Raw genomic sequence first — 10,999 nt, 5'->3', positions numbered from 1 at the left:
CTCGACCTATACCATTCAGGGATTCGATCTCAATATCGCCGGCGTCATCATTGGCCCGTCTGTCAAGTACCGTGACGGCAAAGTGATATATGATCCTGATGCCAGTTGCGACCAGTACGCCAAGGAGAAGAAGGCATCGCAAGAGGATCGGATTCGTAACATCCGCAACCAGTTCAATGTGTTGATGAAGCGCGGTGTGCATGGATTGTACATCTTTGCGGTTGATAAGCAGCTGCGGGAGAAGCTTTTAGAGGAGTACCAAGGATATCTTCAGGAAAGAAAAGAACAGGATGCCAAGAATCACGCTCAGTGGAAGCGTATGGTGAAGATATACGAAGCGGAACACAGCGCGGCATCGGCGGATGATGAAAGCGCGGAGAACGAACTGCAAACGTTGTCCTGAGTTGGGTATTATCCCCGTCACGTGTGTCATCGTAAGCATGAACATATGTGACGGGGAAGTCTCGCGGTAACTCGCTATCGGCCTGGTGTGGGCGTTGCACAGCTGTATCGGCTCGTTGTGTAATCGGGGTGTCGCATGGCGGCGAGATTACTTAGCTGGTGGAGGCTGCGGGGTGGATATCTTGCTGCGGTGTGAGCGCGGTGTTGCGCAGCGGGCAGATAACTTCCGCAAGGCTGCCATACTGTCGGCTATCTGGCTGTGGTGCGACTGCTGCGTCGCACGGCGGGCTGATTGCGACCATTTGTATGGCTATTCCGATCGCTATTTCGTCGTGGTGCGACTGTGGAGTCGCACCATAGCGCCGATGCCCCGTCCAGCGTCTCTGCCAGTATCGACCACAGCATGTCTATCACAGCATTGAATCTGTCACATATCACCTATACGTACCCCGGGGCGCCGGAACCGATCTTTGAAGACGTCACCGTCACGTTCGCGCCCGGCTGGACTGCCGTGCTCGGCGACAACGGCATCGGCAAATCCACGCTCATGCATATCGCGCGAGGCGCGCTCACACCGGAACGCGGGCAAGTCAGCCCGTCTGGCGCAGTTATCGCCTTCTGTCCGCAGGATGTCGCCGTTGTACCGGCCAATCTGGATGATTTTGCCGGTGACTGGAGTCCGGAAACCATAGCGATCCGCGACACGCTCGGTATCGCGGACGACTGGCCATACCGGTACGACACGCTCTCGGGCGGCGAGCGCAAACGATTGCAAATCGCGTGCGCGCTCGCCTCGCAGCCTGACGTGCTGATTCTTGACGAGCCGACCAACCACGTCGATGCGCCGACCCGCGACACCATCGCGCATGCCATGCTTGATTTCACCGGGCAGGGCAGAGGCGCTGATTCGCCTGCATCCGTGCCTGCCCCGCTTCCAGCACCGCGCCGGGGACGCGTCGGTATCGTCGTCAGTCACGACATCGAACTCATCGACCAAGTTGCCATGCGGTGCGCCTGCTTCGAACGCCGTCATATCGGACACAACAACGTGACCCAGGTCATCGTGCGTCCCGGCAACTACACGGCCGCATTCGCCGACGCGCAAACCCAGCAGGCGGGCGAACAACGGGCGCTCGACCAAGCGAATAAGGAAGCCGCACGACTGCAACGTGAAAGCGCATCACGCAGGCATGAGGCGGCGCTCGCCGCGACATCATGGCGGGCCAACCGCTCCATCGACCGCAAAGACCATGATGCGCGCAACGCCGCAAAACTCGCCAAAATGACCAGTGTCGACGGCTCCGCTGGTTCAGCGCAGGCACGACTCGACGCCCGCGTTGAGGCCGCCCGACAGGTGGCGGACTCCATCACGGTCGCGGCGAAACGCTACGACGGGGACCTGACCGCATTCGCCGGCATCGAACCCAGCCATGCGACTGAACTTGTCCGGTTAGACGCGGGAGTTATTCCGTTCGGGGAATCGGCAGTGCAGGTTTCGGCGCAATCTGACGGCCGTCTTGCAGGTGCGGGCGGTGAAAGCGACAATACGGCGGAATCTGCACGATCAAGGAAACCGACTGATATAGCGCAATCGGAGGGTGCAGCAGGATCGGCATCGGATATCCCCGTGACCGCACACGCCTGGCACACCCCGGGCGGCGTGCGCATTCCGGTGCTCAGCGTCGGCCCGAACGACCATATCGGCATCATCGGGCCGAACGGCGCCGGCAAAACCACCATCCTCAATGCGCTGCTCGCACGACTCGACGCGCAGCCATTCGACGTGCCGCGGCTCGTCATCGCGCAGAACACCACAAGCGACGACGCGCACGCCGCGCTCGACCAGCTTGCGCAACTTAGTCCCGCGGATCGCGGCAATGTGCTCTCAGCCATGGCCCAGCTCAATGCCGACCCCGACCGCATCCTCGCCGCCACCAGCGAACCCTCGCCGGGTGAACTGCGCAAACTGCTCCTGTGCCTCGGCGTCACGCGCAACCCGCATCTGATCATCATGGACGAGCCGACCAACCACCTCGACCTGCATTCCAGACAGGCGCTCGCCCGGGCGCTCGCCGCGTATCGCGGGGCAGTTATCGTTGTCAGCCACGACATGCCGTTCCTGCGCGAGGCGGTCACCCAGCTGTGGCAGGTGCACGCGTAGGTGAGTGTGTGAGGATTCGCTCACAGGGCGGCTGGTTTGGTTGCTGGAATCGGCTGGTTTGGCGGTGCCGAGGGTCGTTGTGTGAGGATTGGCTCACACACCGGTCGGTCGATGGTTTGATTTGGCTGATTCCAGCGCGTCGATCGTCATCATGTGAGGATTGGCTCACACGCTCGAGGTTGGGTGAGCTGCATTGAGAAGTTCCGAAGCAGCTCATGCCCATCGTGTGAGGATTGGCTCACATGGTGACGGGTCTGTTGGTTGGAATCGGCTGGTTTGATGGTGCTGACCGTTGCCGTGTGAGGATTGGCTCACACGAAGGCCGGTCCGGTAGCTGGGGTTCGCGGTTTTGATCGCGCTGGGGCCGATATGTGAGGATTGACTCACACAGTCGGGGCGTCGCATGGCGGCGAGAATACTTGACGGGTGGAGTCTGCGGAGCGAATATCTAACTGTGGTGTGACTGCGGTGTCGCACAGGGGCTTGGTAGCGCCGCTCAGTGGTATTATTCCGGCAGCTATCTGGCTTCGGTGCAATGGGATTGTCGCACGAGTCGCATGGCATGCATGATATCTGGATAGCAGCCAACCGTGTAGGCGAGACCGCTCTGCCGACGGTACTTCGTTTATCTGCGGTACTTCCGGCGTGCATCTCGCCTTTCTGTAGTACTTCCTGGAGCGCATCTGCTCTATCAGTGTTCGTGAAAGTCGATATCGCAAGTATCGGCCGCGGAATATCAACGATGCTACTCGCGAATCAGGCGATGACGCACACAAATAGACGAGATAGCTCTGAGCGGGTACTACAGATACCGCAGATGGCGGTGCGTTCGTGCGGTATTCCGTTGTATCAGTCCGGCGCATGCAGACAGGAGCCGACGGGGAGGGCGGTTTGCCCGGTCGCTGTTGTATCCGCCTGCTTACGCTTCCCGCCGCACACGGAAGGACAGTGCCGTAGCCACGCCGATCGCCAGTGCCAACACCAGCAGAATGATGAAATCGATACGGCTGCCGCTCACAGTCGCCGCATCGACCGGCATGCGTAGCGTCTGCGCGGCGATCACCGCACTCATGACCGCGGTGCCGAGCGACCCGGCGAACTGCTGCATCATCGAGAACAAGGAATTCTGGTCGGATTTCTGACGCGGGGCGACCACCGTACTCGCATCGGACATGGTGATGCCGAATCCGATATTGAACCCGATACGCAGCAACGCGTAGAACACGCCCATGAGTACCACGGTCAGCGACCCGGCGAACCCGGCAAGCAACACCAGCGCCAACACCATCAGTGTGATGCTCACGGTGATCGGCCGGCGCAAACCGGAACGGTCATACTCTTGGCCTGCGACCGGGGAGGCGACCGCGCCGATCAGCGCGCCCGGCAGCAGCATCAAGCCGGCGGCCATTGCCGATCCGCCGAGCACATCCTGCACATACAACGGCAGAATAAACGACATACCAATATTGATGAACTGCATGCCGAAATACCCGAACAGGCGCAAGCGAATCAGCCGATTGCCCAGAATCGAGTAGTCGAACAGCTTGCGCTCGCCATGCCCGGCATGCCAGGTCATCAGCGCGATCAGGGCTATGCAGATGAGCAACCCCACGCCGAACTGCCACGACAGCCAGCCGTACACACCGGCCTGATTGAAAGTGAGCAATAGCCCTAGGAACACGCACGACAGGATCAGCAGACCCACGATGTCAAACCGGCGGCCGGCGGTTCCCGGCGCCTTGCCGCTTACGCTCAGCGATCCGGCAATGCCGATGGCCACGAGCAGCGGCAGCACGCCTACGAAAATAGCCCGCCACGACCATATGCTCGTCAGAATGCCGCCGTATGTCGGTCCCAATGCCGGGGCCAGGGAGATGATCACCGCTGCGAACCCGGTGTAGACACCCAGCTTGTGCACGGGGATTTCTGTGAAAATCGTCTGGAACATCAGGGGAGTGGCGATTCCGGTGGCCACAGCCTGCAGCATACGCCCCGCCAGCAGAGGGGCGAAACTGGGGGCGACCAGGCAGATCAGCGCGCCGGCGACGCTCATCGCGAGCGCGAAGAAGAACAACGGGCGCGGGTTGAACCGTTTGAGCACGTCCGCGGTGCTACTCATCACGATGGTCACGAGCAGCAGGTAGCCCGTCGTCAGCCACTGCACGGTCGCCAATGACACGTGCATGCTGGAGATGAGGGTCGGGAAGGTCACGTTCATCGAGGTTTCGGTGAGAATACCGACGAAGGAAAGCATGCCGATCGACGCGATCGCCACGCGGGTGCGCCAGGGCACGGGGGAGTCGGGTGCGTTCAAGAGGTCAGCGCGGTGGTCGTGGCTGTGTTCCATGCTGCCGGCTGGTTTCAGTTGTTGCCGTGTGCTTTCTGCCATCATGCTCCTTGTCAAAGCGTTGTCGTCGTCTGCCATCGTTTATCGTCGTTTGCCGCCACAGGTTGTGAGCCGTGTCCCGGCCGTCATACGTTGCTATGCGCTGTCATGTGTCGTCTGTTGTGCGGTGGCTTGCCTGCTCGCGCGTGCCGGCCGGTATCGGGTTCGCAGAAGGCGCGGTTTGCACGGGTGTAGACGCTATCGCGGTGCTACTGGCGCTTGGGCGCTGCGTACGCTTTGGGCGCTGCGAGTGGGGGGTATGTTTTCGTCGCCGATCCCATGGGGCGTGTTGCGTCACCCCATCCAGCGCGGAAGACGGTCATACTCTACGCACCGGGGGTGGACGGCACCGGGAGCGGCGGGTGCCTGCAGCAGACTGCCTCGGTGACGTATGCAGAAAAGGTGTGAACGGAAAAAATACGCTATTTTCCAAAAATTTGTGCAATCGGTGTCATGCCGGTTATTGTCGGTACGTGATGAAACGAGAATCAGGCGCATACTACCCACATGACCCACATGACCCACATGACCCGCACGGCCCGCACTCACACGACCCACATGACTCGACAGCAGCTTCGCGAGCGGGTGAATCAGCACACGATACCGGTTTCGATTCCGATGGTGGACCTGGCGCCGGCGCTGGCGGCGAGACCGGCTTCCATACCAGCGCTGACAACGACCTCGAAACTGCCAAAGAGTGGACGTTGGAAGAATGCCCGGTGGGGCAGGATATGCGGGTCACCGGCGTGCGCATGGATGAACGACATGTGCTGCGAATGCTGGAACTCGGCATCAGGGCGGGCGGTTTGGTACGCGTCACTCAGCGGTCGAATTTCGGCGGACGCGTCATCGCCATAGGCACGGGTAGAATCGCCATCGACGCGGCCACCGCCCAATCCATCACCGTCCGGCCAGCGGAACCCAACACGCATGGAGATCAATCATGAGCGCGGAAATCAAGCCTGAAGAATCGACGAATGCCGCCGGGCGCGCCGCGTGTTGTGGGCATGGCGACGGCGAATCAAAACCTGCTTATACCGGGGATACCGGGTACGACGGGCATGACGGGCATTGTGGACATTGTGGACATGCCCAGCACGGCGGACAGCATGACGGACAGTGCAGCGGACACGACGACATGATGTCGATGCCGACGCAGCCGGCCCGAGGACGGCTCGAACGGCTGTTCGACGCCATTCGATTCGGTCGCGCGCCCAGTGCCGACGCTGATGCGAACTGCCATCACGGTTCCGGCGGCGGGCATACGGTGAGCGGCGAGACGGCCCGCCGTGTGGTGTTCGTCGGCAACCCCAACGTCGGCAAATCCACACTGTTCAACGCGCTGCTGGGTGCCGGCGCGCGCGTAATGAACGCACCGGGCACCACGGTGCTTGTCGAACGCGGGCGGCTTGGCATGACCGGAAAACCGGGCATTCCCGAATCGTCCGTGGGCATCTGGGACATCATCGACACGCCCGGCACCTACTCGCTGCTCCCGCAGTCGCCGGATGAGCGGGTCGCCGCACAGGCCGCCGCGGGAATCGACGGCATGCCGACGCCGGATGCGCTGGTGGCCGTGCTGGACGCCACAAATCTCGTCCGATCCCTGTACTTCCTCGCGGGCGTGCTCGAACTTGGCCGACCTGTCGTCGTCGCGTTGTCGATGAACGATCTGGCCCGCCGCCAAGGTGACGATATCAATCCGCAAACGTTGTCACAGGCGCTTGACGGTGTGCCGGTGATCGCGATTGACCCGCGCACCGGCGAGGGAACCGATTTGCTTATGCGCACGGTAGCTGGCAGTTTCGGCGGAACCCCGCTGCCGCACGGTTTGCAGCTGATGCACGTCGGCAACGACGAAGAGCTTGCAACCATGGTCCGTGAGGGCGCCGACCGCCGCTTCGACTGGGCTGCCGACATCATCCACCGGCTCGGTCTGGACCATGCCGGGCGGGAGACCGTCTCCGACCGTATCGACCGTGTCCTGCTCAACCCGTGGTTGGGTGTGCCGGTGTTCCTCGCGGTCATGTATCTGGTGTTCCAGGCGACCACCACGCTCGCCGGTCCGATGCAGGACTGGTTTGACGTGACCGTGCGCGGGTGGCTGACCGACGGGATCGACGCGATCATGTCACTGTTCGGCCCGGGCGCCACAAGCGGTTGGGTGCACGGGCTGATTGTGGACGGTCTGCTCGACGGTGTCATCACCGTGGCAACGTTCATCCCGCCGATGGGCATCATGTTCATCATGCTGTCCCTGCTAGAGGATTGCGGGTATCTGGCGCGCGCCGCGTTCGTCATGGATCGTCTGATGCGTGCCCTGGGGCTTGACGGGCGTGCGTTCCTGCCGATTGTCGTCGGTTTCGGCTGCAATCTGCCAGGACTTGCGGCCACCCGTACGCTCACTGATTCACGGCAGCGCGTCATGGTCGGCATGCTGATACCGTTCGCCTCGTGTTCTGCGCGACTGTCTGTATATCTTGTGCTCGCGTACGCGTTCTTCCGCTCCACGGCGGGCTTGGTCGTCTTCCTCATGTATGTCATCTCGATCGTGCTGATTCTGGCGATCGGTGTGCTGCTGCGGCACACCGTGTTCCGTGATCTCAAACCCGAACCGTTCGCCATGGTGCTGCCGCCCTACCAGTGGCCGAAAGCCGTGGCGCTGGTCCGGTCCGTACTCATCCGTCTGTGGGGCTTCCTGCGCGGAGCGAGCTCGATCATCGTCAGCGTGATCATCGTGCTGTGGCTGCTCGCCTCCGTTCCCGCAACGGCAGGTGCGGGAAGTTTCGGAAACGTCGAGGATGTGCATGATTCGGCCTACGGTGTGGTCGCCGATGCGGTGGCGCCGGTGTTCGCGCCCGCCGGATTCGACGATTGGCATGCCTCGGCCGCCCTGCTCACCGGGTTCGTTGCCAAGGAGGTGGTGGTCGGCTCGATGTCCCAGTCCTACAGCATCTCCGGCACGGACGACCAGTCCGAACAACAGCAGGGACAGGGCGCGCTCGGAAGCAAGCTGCGCGAATCGTTCGATGAATCTTCGGGCGGGCATGGGCGCGCCGCGGCGATTGCATTCCTCTTGTTCGTGCTCGCGTACACGCCGTGCTTGGCCACGGTGGCGGAATTGAAACGCCAATACGGCGGGCGTGTTGCGGCCGGCAGCGTCGCGCTGGGACTGGTGGTCGCGTATGTGCTTGCGGTGGTCGCGTTCCAACTGCTCAGACTGGTGATGTGAATGAGTGCTGGAATAGATGCAGCCGCGGAAACCGCCGAACACGCCGTTCGCCACATGCCTACCGGCGTCCGCGGCAGGGTTGCGGTGATGATCCGGCAGGGGCTTGATATCGCTTCGTGTGCTCGAGTACTTGGCATGCCTGTGGATTTCGTCAGACAGATTGCCGAAAGCCTGGAAGCTGAAGGCGCAATCGATCTGGTTACGTGGCGCGGCTCGCACGGCTGTGCCACGGGCGGCTGCACGCCCGACCCGAATTCGCCGCTATGTGCAGGCTGCCCGCTCAAACCGATCCAACTGCGCAGAAAAAGACGCGCCAAGGCTTAGCACACCCGCAGCGAACCCACAAAACCGATCCGGCACCACCCTCCCCAAAACTGTCTACGCTGACGGGATGCTGAGTGTAGCTGGTTTGTGTGGGGAGCGTGTCAGTTGGTTGGGATGAGGCTTGGGGTGTCGTCGGCCGGCGTCGTCGGCGGTTACGCTGACTTCCTTGTGTTCGCTGCCTGTTGTGAGACCTGCGCGTCGAGCAGATACTTGCGCAGGACGACCGCGTTGTTGTGTTCGGTGTCTTTGGCGCCGTACAGGAGCGTGACGCGGGGATGACCGGCGATGAGCTCGCGCAGGCGGCTGACCGGTTCCGGGTTGGCATCGAGCTCGGCGCGGTAGCGTGTCGCGAACTCATCGAACCGTTCGGGGATATGCCCAAACCATGTGCGTAGCTCCTTGGATGGGGCGATATCCTTGATCCACACTTCCACGTGCGCGCTTTGCTTGGACCTGCCGCGCGGCCACAGCCGGTCAACCAGCACGCACAGCCCGTCGTCCGCGGACGGTTCCTCGTATACACGGCGGATTCTCACATCGCAGCTGGTGTTGCCGGCGCCGGCGCCGGTGTCGTTGCCGGATTCCATATCCGGTTCCGTTATGCGGACGCTGCCGGGTTGCTGCGCGGCGGGGGATTGCGATATGACCGATTCCTGTGAACGTTGTGCGTCGGCGTTGTCGTCTGCAACCGTTTGCCGTGTTTGCCTTGTTTGCATCGCTTGTGTCCCTTTCGCTTGTGCTCCGTGCATCGGCCCGGCTGTGTCCAGCGGCACGGCTTTCGCATTCAACGGGCTTTTCGACACATACGGGTTGCCCATGATAATCAGGCGTCTGGGCCGGTCCGCCGCCTTGCTGATGCCGATGCGCGGCGTGCAGGCGATCCGCTCGCCCTCCCGTAACGACGCCCATATCAACCGCAACGGCGGCGTGCGCAGATCATGGCCGTACAAGGATGTGTCGATGGCGAGCGCCTGACAGAGTTTCGCCGGCCCGTTGGTCAGTTGGGCGCCCGTGCGTCCGCCCCTCAGCTGTGTCATATGTTCGATGCCTTCGACCGGTTCGCCCGCGCGGATGAGCACGCCGCATCCGAAGTCGTCCGCTCCGGCGGTCACGTTGACGCAATAGTGCATGCCGTACGTGAAATACACGTAGGCATGGCCGGCCGGGCCGAACATCGCGCGATTACGCTCACTGCGCCCGTGATACGTGTGGCTTGCCGGGTCGTTCTGGTCGTAGGCCTCCGTTTCCACGATGCGTACGGCGCTATGGGTGCCGTCCGGCCAGTCGCGTACCAGCAGGCAGCCGAGCAGTCCGACGGCCGCATGGTCGGCACCCTGGGTGAGCAATTCCATGGGGAATGCATTCCCATTGCCGTTCCCGTCACCGGTTTCGTCGCTGAGCCGTGCCATATGCCTCCTCTCGCCCGGCGCGTGCGCGTCGGCTGCCACCATCGTCATCCTTGATATGGACGGCAATTGACGGGCCCGCGAATCCTCGCCTAATTTGCCTATGTCCGGCGTGTCGGCATGACACAATGAAATCATGAACGATACGAACGACACCGCCTTGAACGTCAGGCACCTGGTCAAACGCTACGGGGACATGCTCGCGCTTGACGGCTTCGACCTTCAGGTGCGCCGCGGAGAGATCTTCGGGCTGCTCGGACCGAACGGCTCTGGCAAGACCACGGCGATCAGCTGTATTCTGGGATTGCTGGATTTCGAGGCGGGCGACATCCGTGTGCTGGGCGAGCAGATGACCCCGTCAGCCTATGAGCTTCGCCGCCGGATCGGCATCGTGCCTCAAGAGGTCGCCGTATTCGACGAGCTCAGCGTCGAGGAGAACATCGATTACTTCTGCTCCCTGTATGTCAAGGACCGCAAGCGCCGTAAACAACTGGTCGACGAGGCAATCGGGTTCGTCGGACTCACGGAATTCAGGCGCTACCGGCCGAAGAAACTCTCCGGAGGTCTGCTTCGCCGGCTTAACATCGCCTGCGGAATCGCCCACCGGCCGGAACTCATCTTCTTCGACGAGCCGACCGTTGCCGTCGATCCGCAAAGCCGCAATTCGATCCTCGAAGGCATCAAACACCTCAACCGTCAGGGCGCGACCGTCGTTTACACCAGTCACTACATGGAGGAGGTCGAACTTATCTGCGACCGCATCCTGATTATGGACCACGGCCGGCATCTGGCGCTCGGTACCGCGGACGAGCTCAAAGCCCAGATCGCCACCGGCGAGCGCATCACCATCGAGGCCGCCGGCCTAGGCGGGAGCGTGCCCGAAGGCATACGCAACCTTCCGTTCGTTCTCGAATCGAAAGCGGACGGCAATACGCTGGACATCCGTTGTAAACATGGCGAACACAACCTGGTCGACGTGCTTGACGTATTGCGGCGCGGGGGCATCCGTCCCGGGCGTGTCACCTCACAGCCACCAACGCTCAACGACGTGTTCCTCGACCTGACCGGCACAGCGTTGCGCGACTAAG

At 61.9% G+C, this 10,999-nt stretch carries 8 protein-coding genes; 6 read left to right on the top strand and 2 right to left on the bottom strand.

Features of this window, described 5'->3' with window-relative positions; genetic code table 11:
- Positions 1-403: DNA/RNA helicase domain-containing protein (locus tag ACI38B_RS05725; RefSeq protein ID WP_439729909.1), on the top strand; the 403-nt coding region annotated here is incomplete at its 5' end.
- 402 nt (positions 404-805) lie between these two features.
- Positions 806-2,563 carry an ATP-binding cassette domain-containing protein gene (locus ACI38B_RS05720; protein WP_439729908.1) on the top strand — a complete coding sequence of 586 codons (1,758 nt, stop codon included), beginning with the start codon at positions 806-808 and terminating at the stop codon, positions 2,561-2,563.
- 919 nt (positions 2,564-3,482) lie between these two features.
- On the opposite strand, the gene ACI38B_RS05715 is transcribed toward ACI38B_RS05720, so the two are convergent.
- The gene (locus ACI38B_RS05715) at positions 3,483-4,952 is read right to left on the bottom strand and encodes an MFS transporter (RefSeq protein ID WP_439729907.1); all 1,470 of its coding nucleotides are present in this window, start codon (positions 4,950-4,952) and stop codon (positions 3,483-3,485) included.
- A gap of 95 nt (positions 4,953-5,047) precedes the next feature.
- Here ACI38B_RS05715 and ACI38B_RS05710 point away from each other — a divergent pair, with 95 nt between their 5' ends.
- From ACI38B_RS05710 to ACI38B_RS05700, 3 genes are read left to right on the top strand one after another with little or no spacing between them, the layout of a single operon-like run.
- Positions 5,048-5,896, top strand: coding sequence for a ferrous iron transport protein A (locus ACI38B_RS05710; protein WP_439729912.1), 849 nt, complete (start codon positions 5,048-5,050; stop codon positions 5,894-5,896).
- Positions 5,893-8,181 (top strand): ferrous iron transport protein B, encoded by a 2,289-nt coding sequence (gene feoB, locus ACI38B_RS05705; RefSeq protein ID WP_439729906.1) that lies wholly within the window; start codon positions 5,893-5,895, stop codon positions 8,179-8,181. The genes ACI38B_RS05710 and feoB overlap by 4 nt, the downstream gene beginning before the upstream one ends.
- Positions 8,182-8,505 carry a hypothetical protein gene (locus ACI38B_RS05700; RefSeq protein WP_439729905.1) on the top strand — a complete coding sequence of 108 codons (324 nt, stop codon included), beginning with the start codon at positions 8,182-8,184 and terminating at the stop codon, positions 8,503-8,505.
- 152 nt (positions 8,506-8,657) lie between these two features.
- Here ACI38B_RS05700 and ACI38B_RS05695 read toward each other — a convergent pair whose 3' ends face one another.
- Positions 8,658-9,914, bottom strand: coding sequence for a DNA-3-methyladenine glycosylase (locus ACI38B_RS05695; protein ID WP_439729904.1), 1,257 nt, complete (start codon positions 9,912-9,914; stop codon positions 8,658-8,660).
- 133 nt (positions 9,915-10,047) lie between these two features.
- On the opposite strand from ACI38B_RS05695, the gene ACI38B_RS05690 reads away from it, so the two are divergent.
- A complete protein-coding gene (locus ACI38B_RS05690; protein WP_439729903.1) occupies positions 10,048-10,998 on the top strand; it encodes an ABC transporter ATP-binding protein in 951 nt (316 codons plus the stop codon).
- Position 10,999 lies beyond the last annotated feature (1 nt).

Source organism: Bifidobacterium sp. (genome assembly GCF_051876855.1).
Classification (GTDB): Bacteria; Actinomycetota; Actinomycetes; order Actinomycetales; family Bifidobacteriaceae; genus Bifidobacterium.
The sequence above is the reverse complement of the archived record's forward strand: the minus strand, read 5'-3'. Positions and strand labels throughout refer to the sequence as shown.

Excerpts from the sequence above, each read along its gene's own strand:
- ACI38B_RS05700 (WP_439729905.1), top strand. The coding sequence starts at position 8,182 with ATGAGTGCTGGAATAGATGCAGCCGCGGAAACCGCCGAACACGCCGTT.
- ACI38B_RS05690 (WP_439729903.1), top strand. The coding sequence starts at position 10,048 with ATGAACGATACGAACGACACCGCCTTGAACGTCAGGCACCTGGTCAAA.
- ACI38B_RS05695 (WP_439729904.1), bottom strand. The coding sequence starts at position 9,914 with ATGGCACGGCTCAGCGACGAAACCGGTGACGGGAACGGCAATGGGAAT.
- ACI38B_RS05710 (WP_439729912.1), top strand. The coding sequence starts at position 5,048 with ATGCGCTGTCATGTGTCGTCTGTTGTGCGGTGGCTTGCCTGCTCGCGC.
- ACI38B_RS05715 (WP_439729907.1), bottom strand. The coding sequence starts at position 4,952 with ATGGCAGAAAGCACACGGCAACAACTGAAACCAGCCGGCAGCATGGAA.
- feoB (WP_439729906.1), top strand. The coding sequence starts at position 5,893 with ATGAGCGCGGAAATCAAGCCTGAAGAATCGACGAATGCCGCCGGGCGC.
- ACI38B_RS05720 (WP_439729908.1), top strand. The coding sequence starts at position 806 with ATGTCTATCACAGCATTGAATCTGTCACATATCACCTATACGTACCCC.